Annotated in this window: 15 protein-coding genes; 1 reads left to right on the top strand and 14 read right to left on the bottom strand. The window is 50.1% G+C overall.

What is annotated here, in order from left to right; all coding sequences use genetic code 11:
- Nucleotides 1-8: 8 nt before the first annotated feature.
- The 5 genes from ACIPDS_RS15525 to glmU form a co-directional block, all read right to left on the bottom strand.
- Nucleotides 9-2,546 carry a fimbria/pilus outer membrane usher protein gene (locus tag ACIPDS_RS15525; RefSeq protein ID WP_400737518.1) on the bottom strand — a complete coding sequence of 846 codons (2,538 nt, stop codon included), beginning with the start codon at nt 2,544-2,546 and terminating at the stop codon, nt 9-11.
- A 21-nt stretch (nt 2,547-2,567) separates the two neighbouring features.
- Nucleotides 2,568-3,254, bottom strand: a complete 687-nt coding sequence (locus ACIPDS_RS15530; RefSeq protein WP_400737521.1) for a fimbrial chaperone — start codon at nt 3,252-3,254, stop codon at nt 2,568-2,570.
- A 93-nt stretch (nt 3,255-3,347) separates the two neighbouring features.
- Entirely contained in the window at nt 3,348-3,917 is a 570-nt protein-coding gene (locus ACIPDS_RS15535; protein WP_400737523.1) for a chaperone-usher fimbrial major subunit, read from the bottom strand.
- Between the two features lie 684 nt (nt 3,918-4,601).
- Nucleotides 4,602-6,431: a glutamine--fructose-6-phosphate transaminase (isomerizing) gene (gene glmS, locus ACIPDS_RS15540; protein ID WP_400737525.1), complete on the bottom strand. Its 1,830-nt coding sequence runs from the start codon at nt 6,429-6,431 to the stop codon at nt 4,602-4,604.
- 342 nt (nt 6,432-6,773) lie between these two features.
- Entirely contained in the window at nt 6,774-8,144 is a 1,371-nt protein-coding gene (gene glmU, locus ACIPDS_RS15545) for a bifunctional UDP-N-acetylglucosamine diphosphorylase/glucosamine-1-phosphate N-acetyltransferase GlmU (RefSeq protein WP_400737528.1), read from the bottom strand.
- Nucleotides 8,145-8,478: 334 nt separating this feature from the next.
- Between glmU and ACIPDS_RS15550 the strand changes: the two genes are divergently transcribed.
- On the top strand, nt 8,479-10,656 hold the full coding sequence (locus ACIPDS_RS15550; protein WP_400737531.1) for a right-handed parallel beta-helix repeat-containing protein: 2,178 nt from the start codon (nt 8,479-8,481) through the stop codon (nt 10,654-10,656).
- Between the two features lie 419 nt (nt 10,657-11,075).
- On the opposite strand, the gene ACIPDS_RS15555 is transcribed toward ACIPDS_RS15550, so the two are convergent.
- The 9 genes from ACIPDS_RS15555 to atpB form a co-directional block, all read right to left on the bottom strand.
- Nucleotides 11,076-11,774, bottom strand: coding sequence for a Bax inhibitor-1 family protein (locus ACIPDS_RS15555; protein WP_400737534.1), 699 nt, complete (start codon nt 11,772-11,774; stop codon nt 11,076-11,078).
- Nucleotides 11,775-11,904: 130 nt separating this feature from the next.
- The gene (locus tag ACIPDS_RS15560; protein WP_003023809.1) at nt 11,905-12,324 is read right to left on the bottom strand and encodes a F0F1 ATP synthase subunit epsilon; all 420 of its coding nucleotides are present in this window, start codon (nt 12,322-12,324) and stop codon (nt 11,905-11,907) included.
- Nucleotides 12,325-12,344: 20 nt separating this feature from the next.
- On the bottom strand, nt 12,345-13,727 hold the full coding sequence (gene atpD, locus ACIPDS_RS15565) for a F0F1 ATP synthase subunit beta (protein ID WP_166515110.1): 1,383 nt from the start codon (nt 13,725-13,727) through the stop codon (nt 12,345-12,347).
- A gap of 26 nt (nt 13,728-13,753) precedes the next feature.
- Nucleotides 13,754-14,617 carry a F0F1 ATP synthase subunit gamma gene (gene atpG / locus ACIPDS_RS15570; protein WP_062776638.1) on the bottom strand — a complete coding sequence of 288 codons (864 nt, stop codon included), beginning with the start codon at nt 14,615-14,617 and terminating at the stop codon, nt 13,754-13,756.
- 50 nt (nt 14,618-14,667) lie between these two features.
- The gene (gene atpA / locus ACIPDS_RS15575) at nt 14,668-16,209 is read right to left on the bottom strand and encodes a F0F1 ATP synthase subunit alpha (RefSeq protein WP_166515109.1); all 1,542 of its coding nucleotides are present in this window, start codon (nt 16,207-16,209) and stop codon (nt 14,668-14,670) included.
- Nucleotides 16,210-16,221: 12 nt separating this feature from the next.
- Nucleotides 16,222-16,755 (bottom strand): F0F1 ATP synthase subunit delta, encoded by a 534-nt coding sequence (gene atpH, locus ACIPDS_RS15580; protein WP_166515108.1) that lies wholly within the window; start codon nt 16,753-16,755, stop codon nt 16,222-16,224.
- 14 nt (nt 16,756-16,769) lie between these two features.
- Entirely contained in the window at nt 16,770-17,240 is a 471-nt protein-coding gene (gene atpF, locus ACIPDS_RS15585; RefSeq protein WP_062776635.1) for a F0F1 ATP synthase subunit B, read from the bottom strand.
- Nucleotides 17,241-17,306: 66 nt separating this feature from the next.
- A complete protein-coding gene (gene atpE, locus ACIPDS_RS15590) occupies nt 17,307-17,546 on the bottom strand; it encodes a F0F1 ATP synthase subunit C (RefSeq protein ID WP_000429386.1) in 240 nt (79 codons plus the stop codon).
- 46 nt (nt 17,547-17,592) lie between these two features.
- Complete coding sequence (gene atpB / locus ACIPDS_RS15595) at nt 17,593-18,408, bottom strand: F0F1 ATP synthase subunit A (protein ID WP_166515107.1); 816 nt, start codon at nt 18,406-18,408, stop codon at nt 17,593-17,595.
- Between the last annotated feature and the right edge of the window lie 8 nt (nt 18,409-18,416).

Raw genomic sequence — 18,416 nt, forward strand, 5'->3', positions numbered from 1 at the left:
GCTATTCCTTAGCGACAGATTGCATCCAGCTGAATCAAACTCGCATCATGGGGTTTATCGGATAGATGATAAGTGGCGACACAGTTTTGTTTGGCAGACTCACCCCAGCTTAGAGACAGCTCGCCCTGCTCGGGCATTCCTGAGAGATAAAGCTCGCCATTGTCACCCACAATGCCCGTCACGGTGCCCGACTCCAGTTCCGCTTTTGCCATTGAACCAAAGGCGGCAGGCTGGCCATTTGCCAGATGTATATTAAACAGAATGCGGTAGCCGATACGCGTCGCAAACTCGGCCTTAACGACAGCACCGCGAGTGGGAACAAGATTGATAACCGTGTTATCTAATTCAATATTCGCTTTGGAAAAATAGTTGCCGTCGATGGCGATCCGGTTTTCATCATAAGGACTGAGTTGCGTTTTTACGGTGTATCCCCGCCAATCGGTCGCGACACCCGTGGCGTTTTCGATAGACAATCCATCAGCGCCGGGGGCTTTCACCAGAGCGACCGTTTCGCCTAGCTCCTGGGAGAAGGTCACGCCATCGCCATGAACCAGAATTCCCCCTCTGGCACCATAATCTAAACGTTGCGAATCACGACTCCAGGAATAGCTGCCATTTACCGCCCCGTAGGTACCCGAGTAAGTGGCCCCCATATTGCCGCTGTAGCTATCTTCTGGCGTGCTCAACCACGACTCTTGCACGTTCCATGAAAGATTATTATCTTCCAGCATCGTACCGCTTAAACCCGCCTGCATGGTGCTTTCGTTATGGTTATTCTGCGTTAATGAATAACTGGCATAACTATTTTCCATTGCGCCAGAAAGTGGGATAGAGACCGACAGCATAAAAATCTGCTCATTCCCTTCATTATTATCGTTACCTGACTGGGCATCGTTCGAATAACGCGTCGTTGAATCCAGATAGTTCCACGACAGGCTCCACGATATTTGTCGCCATCGATTGCTGTAGCCAAGCTGTATGAGTCGGTCGACAGCATCCGTTTTCCAGTATTCCTGACGGCTGAGCGTCAAATAAATATTTCCCCAATCGCGGCCAAAATATTGCGTCCACGTCCCTTCCAGCCGACTCCGCTGATTACCGGTAATCCAGAAATTCTGGTCATCCGCTTGCCGGGAAGCCCATTCGTTCAGGGTATAATAGCCTTCGGTGGAATAACGATAACCGACCAGACGGAAGTTCGTATTTGTCTCATCAAAACGTTTGGAGTAAAGAAAGCGGTAAGATTGTCCGTCCTCATTTTCACCACTATCAAATTGCGAGTGGGCATGAGTTATATCGACGGAAACCGCGCCCAAAGCGCCCATGTCCTTTCCCACGCCCAGCGCCGCAGAAGTATAATCTTCAGCAAGCTGCATCCCCCCATACAGGGTCACTCCGCCCGAAAAGCCATGCATGATCTGCGCCTGAATCACATTCGGGGTATAGCCGTTTGCATCACGAATTTCGCCAGCGCTAATGTCGAAATCGGTTTGTCCTTCGCGTTTAAGGATCGCAAGCGATGCATAAGGTTGGGTAAAACGTTGTTCGCTACCGTCTTCTTCTTTTATTGTCACATTCAGGTCGCCACCGGCGCTGGTGGTGTTGAGATCGGTAATTTCAAATGCCCCCTGGGGCACCGCAGACTGGTAAATCACATAACCATTTTGCTTGATAATAACGGTGGCATTACTTTTCGCGATCCCGCGAACGGTTGGAGCAAAACCATTTTGACTCGACGGCAGCATCTCATTATCGGTGTATAACCGCACGCCACGAACCTGAGTACTATCAAAGAGATCGCTGGCAGTCCACGTATCCCCCACCATTATCTGGCTGCGTAGGACAGCAATATCACGCTGAACATAACTATTAATAGTATGATATTCAGTCTGGCCATCCAGTGAGCTTAACGTACTGTAGTTCCGCAAACGCCATGCGCCGATATTCACGCCATTACGCAGGTTTAAAAAGTAGGTGTCGTCATTGCCATCTTCATAGTTCGATTTGACGGTGTGGGAACCTGAAAAATCATAATTCACCATCATTGCATTGATGCCTTCATCCCAGCGGGAGGGGCTAATGTAATCATAGGCCGCGACATTAAGATAAATTTGGGGAATGGAAATATTTAACGCTAATTTATTCGCATCAAGCTGCCAGCTTGAACCTTCAATAAGGGTGGAAGGGTTAATACATGAGGTATTGTTAATGCTATTGAGTGATTTAATTGCATCAACCTTTACACCATAAGAAGCCAAAACATTTTTGACCGCGACAAAACAAGGATGCAATTCAGCATCCGGCGTATCCTGTTCAAACACGATATCTTGCCGCTCAAACATTTTTCCGTTGATAATAACATCAACTTTATAGGTTCCCGCAGGTAGCGCGTTGGATCGATTGAACTGACGAATGTCAATATTTTCAACCGGGTGATCAAGTTCCAGAAGTCTGGGATTAAAAAGGCTGTCGCTCGCCAGAACCGGAAAAGCTCCCCCCAAACATGCGCCTGATAGCAGCATAATACAGAGACGCGATGTTTTCATACAGATATCCTTATCAGGCGATCAAAGCGCTTGTTTAATCGGTTCGCTAATCGCACCGTAATCATTAATATAACGCCAAACCAATTCGTGCCCTGCCGCTCCTTTAGGTATTGGCAACGTTAATGTTTCAAACGGCTTAATCATATTAAGTGGAATATCTTTGCCACCCATAGAGACGTCCATTATGTTAACGTGGATAGGCGTAGGGTTTTCCATCACTAAGGTATTACCTTGCAACTGCCATTTTATTTGTTTGTAGGCCTGCTCCGGTACAATCTTAATCGAGGACGGACGCCAGAACAGTTTGATACGCGTTTTTATCGCAATCTCAAGCGTACCTGCTCCATCACTAGCGCCAGATGGGGGAATGTTTTTAACATTCAACCAAAAAACAGACTCACGGTCTTTCGGCAACTCCCCCGTCGTTTTGACAATACGCAATATCTTTTCCTGGCCCGCTTCAATTCGTGAAACAGGCGGAATGACCGTAAACGGCGACTTAGTTTTATCTTCCTTACTAAATGGGTCAACCCAGGATTGAATCAGGTAAGGAAGTTGCGTCTCTTTATTGTAGATAGAAATCGTGGTATCAGGTTTATCACTCGCATAAATAACACGCGTTCCACCGACCACAATTCCAGAAACAGCCATCGGGGTATAGATACCCAAGACAATAAGAAAACAAACCTTGAGTAAACGTACAAACATACAATTATCTCAGAATGATTAAAATGACGCCCATCGTTATCTCCCGGAAAATTGATAATGATGAACGTCATTAATTAAGGTAAAAGGTCTTATTTATTTCTGGTATTCAACGGTGAACTGCGAGTCAGCATTGGCGGTACCTGGCGTTACGGCTGCTGCTGTTGCAATATAGCGAGCCATAAACTTCATGGAGACCTCACCGGCAGTAATATCACTGTAAGCAGAATCTTTATACAGCTCTACCTGAGAGTTATCGCTGCGGTTATAAATACGAATCGCAACGCCTGTTGCCGTTGCTGCATCACCAGCACCGGTGTAGTCACCAGGCGTAGCGGCGGTTGCAGGATCACCAATCGCTAAATCGCCATTGCTACCGGCGGCTTCTTTACCATCAAAACGTACGGCGGCTTTGGTATAAGTTGCCGGACAATTGATCAAATCAATCTGGAATGCAGTCGGTGCAGCAGTGCTACCCACACCACTGAATGCTGTTTTATTCACTTTACCCAGATTGACGTTCTGATCTTGAGTATCGGCCGTCACTTCACAGGCACTGTCAATAATTTCTCCACGAAAATGCACGGTACTGTCTTCTGCTAAAGCCTGACCGGCAACGAGGCACGAGGTCAATGCCAAAGCAATGGTCGTGAATTTTCCTTTCATTATAGACTCCATTCATATCAATAAATAATATTTTAATATTTACACATTAGTAATCCTGTATGCGAAATTGCATACATTCAATAATATGTAATAAGAGAACACGCTCTAATTAAAGCCAGCGGGATAATACAGGAAGGAAAGGTTTGGTTACAAGAAATAAAATTTAATTCTCAAATCCAATAAATAATTGCAAGGTTAATTTTTTAAATTTAAAAAAATTAATTCGCAAGGGAGTCATTTGCTCTCTATACTAATACAATTAACATTAAAGATAAAAATATAAGCTATTTTTCGGAATAAATTTACCCGAAGACTAATATAACAAACACGCAATAAATTAACGCTGGGGTCACGTTCGGCAGTAATTTAATCCATTCCACCTGATTTTTCAGAACATACAGAGAACAATTCAATCAATTAATATAACAAAAAACACCAGATACGTATAAATAAATACAAATACATATATCAATAACATTCAAAACCAAAGAAAATATAAACCAGAGTGATATTTATAAACCATCTGGTGCAAACATCAATGTTCGCGGGCTTACATTTAAATAATAAATACATTTCCAATATGAAATTGAGAGCGTTTATATATTATAGATTTAAAAAGCCGCCGCAGCGGGCAAAACGATAAGGGGCCGCCATCTGGCAGCCCCTGATTATTGATAAGATAACCTATTCAACGGTTACCGATTTCGCCAGGTTACGCGGTTGGTCGACGTCCGTGCCTTTAATCAACGCCACGTGATAGGACAGCAACTGCAAGGGAACCGTGTAGAAGATAGGCGCAATCACCTCCTCTACATGCGGCATCTCAATAATGTGCATATTGTCGCTGTTGGTGAAGGCGGCGTCTCTGTCTGCAAACACATACAGCTCACCGCCGCGCGCACGAACTTCTTCAATGTTGGATTTCAGCTTTTCCAACAGCTCATTGTTCGGTGCCACCACAATCACCGGCATATCGGCATCAATCAGTGCCAGCGGGCCGTGCTTTAGCTCACCCGCAGCGTACGCTTCAGCATGGATGTAGGAGATCTCCTTGAGCTTCAGCGCCCCTTCCAGAGCAATCGGATACTGATCGCCACGCCCGAGGAACAGCGCATGATGCTTGTCGGAGAAATCTTCCGCCAGCGCCTCAATACGTTTGTCCTCAGACAGCACCTGTTCGATGCGATTTGGCAGCGCCTGAAGCGCATGCACGATCTCCTGCTCAACCGCGATATCAGCACCTTTGAGCCGCGCCATTTTTGCCACCAGCAGCAGTAAGACGGTCAGCTGAGTGGTAAAGGCTTTGGTTGAGGCAACGCCGATTTCCGCGCCTGCTTTGGTCATAATCGCCAGGTCAGATTCACGTACCAGCGATGAACCGGCCACATTACATACCGCCAGCGAGCCGAGATAGCCCAACTCTTTCGCCAGACGTAAGCCCGCCAGGGTATCTGCCGTTTCGCCAGACTGGGAAAGGGTAATGACCAGACTGTTAGGGCGCACTGCGGATTTGCGATAACGGAATTCCGAGGCAATCTCAACATCACACGGCATTCCGGCCAGCGACTCAAACCAATAGCGCGCGACCATGCCCGAGTTATAAGACGTCCCACAGGCGATAATCTGGATATGCTCAACTTTCGCCAGCAACGCATCGGCCTGCGGCCCCAGCTCGCTTAAATCCACCTCACCGTGGTTGATACGTCCGGTTAAGGTGTTCTTAATCGCATTTGGCTGCTCGTAGATCTCTTTTTGCATATAGTGGCGATAGATACCTTTATCGCCCGCGTCATATTGCAGGTTCGATTCGATCTCCTGACGCTTCACCTCCGCACCGGTCTTATCGAAGATCTCCACCGTACGGCGAGTGATTTCCGCGATATCGCCCTCTTCAAGGAAGATAAAGCGACGAGTGACCGGCAGCAGCGCCAGCTGGTCGGAGGCGATAAAGTTTTCGCCCATGCCCAGGCCGATAACCAGCGGGCTACCGGAGCGGGCAGCCAGCAAGGTGCTCGGGTCACGAGAGTCCATAATCACCGTGCCGTACGCACCGCGTAACTGCGGGATAGCACGTAGTACGGCTTCGCGGAGCGTGCCGCCTTGTTCCAGTTCCCAGTGCACGAGGTGAGCAATCACTTCGGTATCGGTGGCTGAAACAAAGACATAGCCACGCGCCTGGAGCATTTCGCGCAGCGGTTCGTGGTTTTCAATGATGCCGTTGTGCACGACCGCAATGTAGTCACTAACATGCGGATGCGCATTGGTTTCCGAAGGTTCACCGTGGGTTGCCCAACGGGTGTGGGCAATACCGGTGCCGCCAGACAGCGGGTGTTCAGCCGCCGCCTGTGACAGCATCTGGACTTTGCCGAGGCGACGCAGGCGAGTCATATGACCTTGTGCATCCACGACTGCCAGGCCCGCAGAATCATAACCACGGTATTCCAGACGACGAAGACCTTCGAGAAGGATTTCAGCTACATCACGTTGCGCGACTGCGCCAACAATTCCACACATAGTTTTTAGTTCCGATTTTTACGCGTTGTCGGTCAACCTGTTGCCCGTTACCGGGCGCCCCGAGCCTTGTAGAGAGTGGGGTTATTTTTATAGGTACTGCCTTTTGGGCGGGAGATTATGTTATCGCCTCACCCATTGTTTGCCTGATGGCGGCTATGCCTTATCAGGCCTACGCGAATAATGGGTGGGAGATTATGTTATCGCCTCGCCCTTTGTTTGCCTGATGGCGGCTATGCCTTATCAGGCCTACGCGAATAATGGGCGGGAGATTATGTTATCGCCTCGCCCGTTGTTTGCCTGATGGCGGCTACGCCTTATCAGGCCTACGCGAATAATCGCGAATTATTTTTTCTTCACCGGGCGCTGCCAGCCTTGTTTGTGTACCTGCGGTACGCGGCTTAAGACCAGCTCATTGTCGGCCACATCGCGGGTAACCGTAGTCCCTGCGGCTATGGTGACGCCTTTTCCAATGGTCACCGGGGCCACCAGCTGGGAATCTGACCCCACGAATACGTCATCACCGATAATGGTTTTAAACTTGTTGGCGCCGTCATAGTTGCAGGTGATGGTTCCTGCGCCGATATTTACGTTATCGCCAATTTCCGCATCGCCCAGGTAGGTCAGATGACCGGCTTTTGAGCCTTTGCCCAGACGCGCTTTTTTCATTTCGACAAAGTTACCGACGTGTGCGCCTTCCAGCAGCTCAGCGCCAGGGCGCAGGCGCGCGAACGGCCCAATGGTGCAGGCAGCTTCGAGATGAGCATCTTCCACTACGCTGTACGGGCTGATTTCACAGTCGTCGCCGATGGTGGCGTTTTTGATAACGCAGCCAGCACCGATTTTCACGCGATGGCCGAGTACGACGTTGCCTTCAAGGATAACGTTAGTATCAATTTCCACATCGCGCCCGTGAGACAGCGTTCCGCGCAGATCAAAACGTGCCGGGTCACGCAGCATCACGCCTGCCAGCAGCAGTTTTTCCGCCTGCTCTGACTGGTAAATACGCTCAAGCCGCGCCAGTTGAAGGCGGTTATTCACACCGTCGGTTTCGCTGATACGCGCCGGATGCACGGCAGCAATCTCGCGGCCTTCCTGATAGGCCATGGCGATAATATCGGTGATATAGAACTCGCCCTGCGCGTTGTTGTTGTTCAGTTTCGCCAGCCAGCGCTTCAAATCCGCGCCGTTAGCAATCAGGATGCCGGTGTTTATTTCCGGGATCAGACGCTGTTCATCGGTGGCATCTTTATGCTCGACGATGCCGGTCACTTTACCGTTTTCGCGGGTGATTCGGCCGTAGCCGCTTGGATCGGATAGCACGACCGTCAGGAGACCAATACCGCCCTGCGGTTTGGCATCACGCAGACGCTGCAGCGTTTCAACGGAGATCAGCGGAACGTCGCCGTACAGCATCAGGATATCTTCATCATCAGCAAAGAACGGGGCGGCCTGTTGCATAGCATGACCCGTACCCAGCTGCTCTGCCTGTAGCACCCAGTTCAGATTGTCATCTGTTAAGGTTTGCTTGAGTAAATCACCGCCGTGGCCGTACACCAGATGCACCTGGGTTGCGCCAACATGATTAGCGGCATCAATGACATGCTGCACCATTGGCTTACCGGCCAGTGTGTGCAGCACTTTAGGAAGATCGGAATACATACGCGTGCCTTTGCCAGCGGCAAGGATCACAACGCTCATGGTACGGTTAGACATAGGTATCCTGTCTGTAGATTAAGGATGAAGTAAACCCGGTTAACGTTGAAAATTCTACATATTTTTCGCCATGAAATGGCTTGCTGATAAAACGTTCAACATTGCCTTTTCTGCCCCTATTTTCGTCCATATCAAATCCTTTTGTCTTGTAAGAATTCAGCCAGAACGCCGGATTGCAGGCTATCTCACTGCTTATATTGTTTTTTTACCACCTGAATAAAGAAAATCCATAAATCAAAACAGCGTTTTATTTACTCATTATTGTGACGAACAAAAAAGAAACAACGTTTTGATTTGGTGATAATCACATCGATAAACCATTCAGGAAGATAATATGAACAATAAGATACCTCTGGCCCTTACCCTTTGTAGCGCAGCATTTTCATTCTCAGCGCAGGCTGAGAGCGTCCAGCAATGGAAGGCTATCGCCTTCGGACAATCCACCGACGTCAACTTCTCCTCCAACGTCCTGCCGGAGAAAGTCGGCGTTAACAACGTCACCATCGATGGTAAGACGCTGACCACAACCGACGTGGTCGATCTTAGTCAACCTATCACTATTGAAAGCCGCGGGGGAAAGATAGCAAACTCGCATGATGGCCTGACGTTCTTCTACACCACGTTGCCGAGTGATAAGAACTTTGTGCTGACCGCCACCGTCACCGTTGACCAGTTCGGCCCGGAAAATGGTGCCAAGCCTGCGGCTCAGGAAGGAGCGGGGCTACTGGTGCGCGATATTATTGGCGTGCCGCGCATGGAGCCTCTCAAAGAAGGTTATGAAGAGTTTCCCGCGGCATCCAATATGGTGATGAATGCCATTATCACTCAGGATAAAAAAGATGATTACCGCGTGAAGATGCTGGCCATCTCCCGTAATGGCATCACCCAACCCTGGGGAAATGCCGGTTCTGAAATTAAGAAGGTGAGTTATAAAGAGGGCGTCGACCTCCATCAATCTCCGGCCTTCCGTCTAAAACTTGAACGCACCAATAACGGATTCATCACCGCCTGGGCCCCGGTGGGCAGCGAAGAGTGGGTCACTCAGCAAGTGCCGCATGCAGACCTTATCTCGGTGCAGGACAAAAAACAGTATTACGTGGGATTCTTTGCCTCACGTAATGCAAAAATCACCGTCAGCGATGCATCACTCAACACCTCACCTGCCGAAACGGTTGCTTCAAAGCCGTTCGTCGCAAAATCCTGGCCGGTAGTGATGCAGGTTGCCTCGGGGAATCAGAGTCTGGCCGCGGAGTATACCTTGCAGGCGCGTGCCAACTACGACGGCCTGTTTACCGTGCGACAAAATGAAGTGGTGATCGGGGAGAATAAATCGGTGAAAGCCGGTGAGATGTTTACCCTGCCCACCACGCTTAAAGAGAGTAATGCGTTCAAAATTACCTTTAGCCCCACCAGCGGTAAAGACCTTGCGCCGGTGGAACAATCGCTGAACGTGAGTCAGGTGAAAAACGTCACGGCCAGTACGCTTTATGCCTCACCTACCGGTAAAGCTGAAGCCAAAGGTACGCTGGAAGCGCCGCTGGATTTAACCACGGCCATCGCTTTAGTGCCTCCGGGCGGCAAGATTGTGCTGGCCGCCGGGGACTACCCGAAAACCGATATTCCTCTCTCAGCCAGCGGGCTCGATAAGGCTCGTAAGACGCTGGAGGCACAAGGCAAAGCGGTTATTCACGGTATGCTGCTGGACGCGCACTACTGGACTCTCCGGGGAATTGAGATCACGGATAAAAGCCTGCGAATTCAGGGTAGCCATAATCTCATTGAAAACGTAGTCGCCTACCGTAACGACGATACCGGCATTCAGATCTCTTCTGCGGATAAGATCGGTCGTCCACTGTGGGCAAGCTATAACCGAGTTGTGAATGCAGAGTCCTACGGTAACGAAGATCCGGGTAAGATCAATGCCGACGGCTTTGCCGTGAAGATGCGCGTGGGGGAGGGTAACCGCCTTGAAGGCTGCTACTCCCATAACAATATCGACGATGGCTTTGATCTGTTCAACAAGATTGAAGATGGCGCAAATGGCGTGGTGGTCATTGAGAACTCGATTGCCCGCGACAACACCAGTAATGGCTTCAAGTTAGGTGGCGAAGGCCAGCCGGTTGCCCATGAAATCCGCAATAGCATCGCGGTGGGTAATCATCTGGACGGATTCACCGATAACTTTAATCCGGGCAAGCTGGTGGTGGTTAACAACGTCGCCGTTGATAATCAGCGCTTTAACTTCATCTTCCGTCCAAGCCCTTATGGCGATGCTTCTACGCAAGGGGTGTTCACTGACAACATCTCACTGCGCAGCAAACCTGGGAAATACGACGATGCGGTGGTCGGTAATGTAGACGCAACCAACTACTTTATCGAGAAGGGAAAAAGCGTGAATAAAGAAGGTAAGGAGCTACGGGCCGATGACTTCCAGTCGCTGACGTTACCGCAGCCGCTGGAACGCAACCCGGATGGCAGCTTTAAAACCGGAGATTTCCTGAACAAGGAATAAATACCGGAAAATACAAAGGTCGCCGTAGGGCGACCTTTTGTTTGGGGTTCCGTTTACACCGCATGTGTTGTCGTTTTCGTTAGCGGTACAGCGCTTCACAGAACAGAGTCTGACCGGCAAGTGGGCGGCCAGCAGGGTGACCTTACAGGTTGAAGGTACCGAAAGAGATGTTCATAGAGCTGAAAAGTGCGATGATTTTGTTGATCAGTTTCATGATTTTTATCCTGCGAGTATTGTGATATTTTTTGTGACTCAGGTCACAAAACAAAGTCTACTCCTCTCGTTTTTATCGATCAACGTTTTTGTGATGTAAATCACAAAATATTTAAAATACCTTTTCAATTTCAAATTATTTAAAACAAAAAAGAAAAACCAGCGAAGATTCTCGCTGGTCTCTGGATGCAACCTTGTAGCCGGGACTAGTCACGCGACATAAAGATACGCAGGATGTACCAGAACATGGTGGCAATAGAAGCAAACAGATGCAGCGCCGCACCAGCAGGTCGATCGGTTGGATAGTGATGGATAATATTCGAGGTGTCGTACAGCACAAAGCCGCCACACAGCAGAACCATCAAAGCGCAGAAGCCCACCCCAAAAGAAAAGCCACAAACCACACTGGCAATAATCGCGCCAAACGCAACGAACCCAGCGATGTTTAAGAACGAGCGCAGAAACGAAAAATCTTTCTTCGAGGTAAATGCTGTAAACGTCAGCCCCCCGACCAGCAGAACCGTAACAATGGCCGCAGAGGGAATAATATTGGAATTCATGTAGGCTGCCATCGTCAGCAGCGGTGAAAAGATCAGTGACTCCGCCAGGACATAGATACCAAGCCCCGCGATCTGAACCTGATTAGATGCCGTGTTATCCGCTAAACGGGTTGCCAGCATCCCCACCAGCATGAAGGCACCAAGAACCGCCAGCCAGCCAAATTTTCCGCCCGCCCATAATGTTCTGAGCATCAGTTCGCCAACACCCGTCGCCATCAGTACTGCACTCAGTACAATAAAGCCAGCAATGGCGGCTGCCAGATGAACATACGCTCGGCGGATGAAAGTAACGCGATCGACCGCGGAATCGGACTGCGGCCCTTCGAAAGATGGTTGAAATGACATCGTTATGATCCCTCATTTAACGCAATAAAAAATAACCCGTTTTTGTGTTACTAGTTTATCGAATTAAAAATTTTGGGATAAAAAAAAACCAGTCTGGAATCAGACTGGTTTTTAGACTTTCAAGCCGGTGTTACATCGCTTTTTTGGTCAACTCGATAACGCGCAGTTTAGCGATCGCTTTGGCCAGTTCAGCAGACGCCTGAGCGTAATCCACGTCGCCATGAGAGCTCTTAATGTGCTCTTCTGCCTTACGTTTCGCTTCCAGAGCTCGCGCTTCGTCGAGGTCCTGACCACGAATAGCAGTATCAGCGAGAACGGTCACGCTGCCTGGCTGCACTTCAAGAATGCCGCCGGACAGATAGATAAACTCTTCATGACCGAACTGTTTAACGATGCGGATCATACCAGGCTTAATGGCGGTGAGCAGCGGGGCGTGACCCGGGAAAATACCCAGTTCACCTTCGCTACCCGTTACCTGGATTTTCTCGACCAGACCAGAGAACATTTGTTGCTCTGCGCTGACGACGTCCAGGTGGTAAGTCATTGCCATATCACCCTCCGATTAAGGCGTTAAAGTTTTTTGGCTTTTTCCACTGCTTCGTCAATGGAACCGACCATGTAGAACGCCTGCTCCGGCAGGTGATCGTATTCGCCGTCCATGATGCCTTTAAAGCCACGGATGGTGTCTTTCAGGGAGACGTATTTGCCCGGAGAACCGGTAAATACTTCAGCCACGAAGAACGGCTGGGACAGGAAGCGCTGAATTTTACGTGCGCGTGCTACCACCAGTTTATCTTCTTCAGACAGTTCATCCATACCCAGGATGGCGATGATGTCTTTCAGTTCCTGATAACGCTGCAGGATGGACTGAACGCCACGCGCAGTGTCGTAGTGTTCCTGACCAACAACCAGCGGATCCAGCTGACGGCTGGTAGAGTCCAGCGGGTCAACGGCCGGGTAGATACCCAGGGATGCGATCTGACGGCTCAGTACTACGGTTGCATCCAAGTGAGCAAAGGTAGTTGCTGGAGATGGGTCAGTTAAGTCATCCGCAGGTACGTATACCGCCTGAACGGAGGTGATAGAACCGGTTTTGGTGGAGGTGATACGTTCCTGCAGAACGCCCATCTCTTCCGCCAGAGTCGGCTGGTAACCTACCGCTGAAGGCATACGACCCAGCAGTGCTGATACTTCAGTACCGGCCAGGGTGTAACGATAGATGTTATCGACGAACAGCAGTACGTCACGACCTTCGTCACGGAACTTCTCAGCCATGGTCAGACCGGTCAGCGCAACGCGCAGACGGTTTCCTGGTGGCTCGTTCATCTGGCCATAAACCAGAGAAACTTTATCGATAACGTTGGAGTCGGTCATTTCGTGGTAGAAGTCGTTACCCTCACGAGTACGTTCACCTACGCCCGCAAACACTGAATAACCGGAGTGCTCGATCGCGATGTTACGAATCAGCTCCATCATGTTTACGGTTTTACCTACACCCGCACCACCGAACAGACCAACTTTACCGCCCTTCGCAAACGGACACATCAGGTCGATAACTTTGATGCCGGTTTCCAGCAGTTCCTGAGAGCTTGACAGCTCTTCATAGGATGGTGCCTGACGGTGGATAGCCCAACGTTCTTCTTCACCGATGTCGCCTTTCATGTCTACCGGTTGACCCAGTACGTTCATGATACGACCCAGCGTTGCTTTACCAACCGGAACTTCGATCGGGTGCTCGAGGTCTTTTACATCCAGACCGCGACGCAGACCGTCGGAAGAACCCATAGCGATGGTACGTACGATACCGCCGCCGAGCTGCTGCTGAACTTCCAGCACCAGCACTTCATTACCATTCTGAACCTCAAGGGCTTCGTACACACGCGGTACGGCATCCTGAGGGAATTCGACGTCAACTACGGCGCCGATTACCTGGACAATTTTTCCAGTAGCCATCTTGAATCCTCTACGAATTAACCTGGTTATACCGCGGATGCACCACCGACGATCTCGGTGAGTTCCTGAGTAATGCTGGCCTGACGAGCTTTGTTGTATACCAACTGCAGCTCTTTAATCAGGCTGCCGCCATTGTCGGTCGCGGCTTTCATCGCCACCATACGTGCGGCCTGCTCGCTGGCCAGGTTTTCTACCACGCCCTGATAAACCTGAGACTCAACGTAACGGCGCAGCAGGGTATCCAGCAGCGCTTTCGGGTCTGGTTCATACAGGTAATCCCAGGCTTTACGCTTCAACTCAGCATCATCTGATGCCGGCAGCGGCAGCAGTTGAGTGATGGTTGGCGTCTGAGACATGGTGTTAATAAATTTGTTGCTGACAATATAAAGCTTGTCCAGACGGCCTTCATCGTAGGCCTGCAACATCACTTTAACCGGACCGATAAGTTCCGACAGGGAAGGTTTATCCCCCATGCCGGTGACCTGAGCAACGATGTTGCCATTAACGGAGTTAAAGAAGGAAACGCCTTTAGAGCCGATCATTGCGAGATCGCACTGAACGCCTTTTTCAGACCATGCCTTCATATCCGCCAGCAGTTTTTTGAACAGGTTAATGTTCAAACCACCACACAGACCACGGTCGGTCGACACCACCAGGTAGCCCACGCGTTTAACGTCGCGTTCTTCCAGGTATGGGTGCTTATATTCCAGATTACCGTTCGCAAGATGACCAATAACTTTACGCATGGTCTCTGCGTAAGGACGGCTGGCCGCCATACGCTCCTGCGATTTACGCATTTTGGAAGCGGCAACCATTTCCATCGCTTTAGTGATCTTTTGCGTGTTCTGGACGCTTGCGATCTTACTACGTATCTCTTTTGCGCCGGCCATGAGCTTCTCCTCAATGCCTTACGGCCTGCCCTAAGACAGGCCGCTAGACTTTACCAGGACTGGGTTGCTTTGAAGGAATCGAGGATGCCTTTCAGCTTGCCTTCGATTTCGTCGTTATAGCCACCGGACTGGTTGATCTCTTGCATCAACGGAGCGTGATCACGGTCAACGTAAGCCAGCAGAGCGGCTTCAAAGCTACCGATTTTCGCCAGTTCTACATCCGCCAGATAACCACGTTCTGCCGCGAACAGAACCAGAGACTGCTGCGCAACGGACATTGGCGCATACTGTTTCTGTTTCAGCAGTTCAGTTACTTTCTGACCATGGTCCAGCTGCTTACGGGTTGCATCATCAAGGTCAGATGCAAACTGGGAGAACGCTGCCAGTTCACGATACTGTGCCAGTGCGGTACGAATACCACCGGACAGTTTTTTCATGATCTTGGTCTGCGCTGCACCACCTACACGGGATACGGAGATACCCGGGTTAACCGCAGGACGAATACCGGCGTTAAACAGGTTGGTTTCCAGGAAGATCTGACCATCGGTAATGGAAATTACGTTGGTCGGAACGAATGCGGAAACGTCACCTGCCTGCGTTTCGATAATCGGCAGCGCGGTCAGAGAACCGGTTTTCCCTTTCACTTCACCTTTAGTGAAGGTTTCAACGTATTCGGCGTTAACACGCGCAGCACGCTCCAGCAGACGGGAGTGGAGGTAGAATACGTCGCCCGGGAATGCTTCACGACCTGGTGGACGACGGAGCAGCAGGGAGATCTGACGGTAAGCAACGGCCTGTTTAGACAGGTCATCATAAATGATCAGCGCATCTTCGCCGCGGTCGCGGAAGTATTCGCCCATTGCGCAACCGGCATATGGTGCCAGGTATTGCAGTGCAGCGGATTCTGACGCGGTTGCCACAACAACGATGGTGTTAGCCAGCGCGCCGTGTTCTTCCAGTTTACGTACCACGTTAGAAATGGTGGACGCTTTCTGACCGATAGCGACGTAGACACACTTGATGCCGGAGTCACGTTGGTTGATGATGGCGTCGATTGCCAGCGCGGTTTTACCGGTCTGACGGTCGCCGATGATCAGTTCACGCTGACCACGACCGATTGGGATCATGGCATCAACGGATTTATAACCGGTTTGTACCGGCTGATCGACGGACTGACGTTCGATTACGCCTGGTGCGATAGCTTCAACAGCTGAGAAGCCGTCGTTGTCCAGCGCGCCTTTACCATCAATTGGTGCACCCAGGGTGTTAACCACACGTCCCAGCAGGCCACGGCCAACCGGAACTTCAAGGATACGACCCGTACACTTAACCGTCATGCCTTCGGCGAGGTCAGCGTATGGGCCCATAACGACTGCACCTACGGAGTCGCGCTCCAGGTTCAGTGCGATAGCGTAACGGTTACCCGGCAGGGAAATCATTTCACCCTGCATACAATCGGCCAGGCCGTGAATGCGGATAACACCGTCACTTACAGAAACAATAGTACCTTCGTTGTGAGCTTCACTCACAACACTGAACTGAGCAATGCGCTGCTTGATCAGTTCGCTGATTTCGGTGGAATTCAGTTGCATGCTCCAGTCCCCTTAAGACTGCAAGACGTCTGCAAGGCGATCAAGACGGCCGCGTACGCTACCATCAATGACCATATCACCCGCACGGATGATAATACCTGCCATTACAGACTTATCGATTTTGCAATTCAGCTTAACTTTGCGTGACAGACGTTTTTCCATCGCGGCGCTGATCTTCGCAAGCTGTTCTTCACTCAGTGCGGTGGCTGAAATGACGTCTACCTCAGAGGTAGCCTCACTTGCAGCACGCAGGTGAATGAACTGCTCAAGAACATCAGGGAGCACCTTAAGACGACCATTTTCAGCCATCACCTTAATCAGGTTCTGACCATTTTCGTCAAGTTGCTCACCACAGACGGCAATAAACGACTTAGCTAACGTTTCTGGCGCCATCGCGCCAGAAAGAAGCTCTGCCATTTGTTCGTTTTTCGTCACTTCGGCGGAAAATGCCAGCATATCCTGCCAGCGCTCTACGCTTTTGTGTTCGACGGCAAAGTCAAAAGCTGCTTTGGCGTAGGGGCGAGCTACCGTAATAAATTCAGACATCAGCCCCTCCCTCCTTACAGTTCAGCGACAAGTTTATCCACGATGTCGCTGTTAGCAGCTTCATCCACGGAACGTTCGATGATCTTCTCGGCGCCAGCAATAGCCAGGATAGCGACTTGCTTACGCAGCTCTTCGCGAGCACGTTTACGCTCGGCGTCGATTTCAGCCTGAGCCTGTGCCACGATTTTAGTACGTTCCTGTTCTGCTTCAGCTTTCACTTCGTCCAGAATCTGGGAGCGACGTTTGTTCGCCTGCTCGATGATTACCTGGGCTTCCGCTTTCGCTTTTTTCAGCTGGTCGGTCGCATTGGCCTGTGCAAGGTCCAAATCCTTTTTAGCTCGTTCTGCAGAAGAAAGACCGTCAGCAATTTCTTTTTGACGTTTTTCGATGGCAGCCATTAATGGCGGCCATACGTATTTCATGCAGAACAGAACGAAGAGGACAAACGCGATGGCCTGGCCGAGGATTGTTGCGTTAAGATTCACAGCACAATGCCTCTTTATCTAGTTAACGTTCTGATATTGCTCTTACTTAATTCAAAGCAACGCTTACTACGCGACAGCGAACATCACGTACAGACCCAGACCTACAGCGATCATAGGGATAGCATCCACCAGACCCATAACGATAAAGAACTGAGTACGCAGCAGAGGAATCAGATCCGGTTGACGCGCTGCGCCTTCCAGGAATTTGCCCCCGAGGATGCCGATACCGATCGCAGCACCGATTGCCGCCAGACCCATCATCACAGCGGCAGCCATGTACAGCAGATCCATATTCAGGTTTTCCATGACAGTCTCCAGTTTGTTTCAGTTAAAACGTAGTAGTGTTGGTAAATTAATGCTCTTCAGACGCCATCGACAGATAGACGATCGTCAGAACCATGAAGATGAAGGCTTGCAGCGTAATAATCAGTATGTGGAAAATGGCCCATGGCACATTCAGAATCCACTGTGACCACCACGGCAACAGACCAGCAATCAGAATGAAAATCAGCTCACCGGCATACATGTTGCCGAACAGTCGCAGACCCAGAGATACCGGTTTGGACAGCAGGCTTACCCCTTCAAGGATTAAGTTGACAGGAATAAATGCCCAGTGATTGAACGGCTGCAGCGTCAACTCTTTAGTGAAGCCACCGATGCCTTTCATTTTGATGCTGTAGAACAGAATCAGGATAAACACGCCCAGTGCCATTGACAGGGTGATGTTCACATCCGCAGACGGAACCACGCGCAGCGCCGGCAGGCCCAGTATGTGCTCAGCAACATACGGCAGCAGGTCGATAGGCAGTAAGTCCATCAGGTTCATCAGGAATACCCAGACAAAAATCGTCAGGGCTAGCGGAGCGATAACCTTGCTCTTGCCATGGTACATGTCTTTGACACTGCCATGAACGAAGCCAATTACCAGCTCAATCGCGGTCTGAAATTTACCTGGTACGCCGCTGGTCGCTTTTTTGGCAACGCTACGGAACGTAAGCAGGAACAACAGACCCAGCACCACCGAGAAGAACATGGAGTCAATATTGAGCGTCCAGAAGGTGGCTGGGGGGTTATGCGGATCTACCAGCGAGAAAGTACGCAGATCAAGCTGAAGGTTATTCAGGTGATGACCTATGTATTCCTGCGGCGTCATATTTTCAGAAGCCATGATGCCTT

This window comes from Kluyvera sp. NPDC087067 (assembly GCF_044745165.1).
In the GTDB taxonomy this organism is placed as follows: domain Bacteria; phylum Pseudomonadota; class Gammaproteobacteria; order Enterobacterales; family Enterobacteriaceae; genus Kluyvera.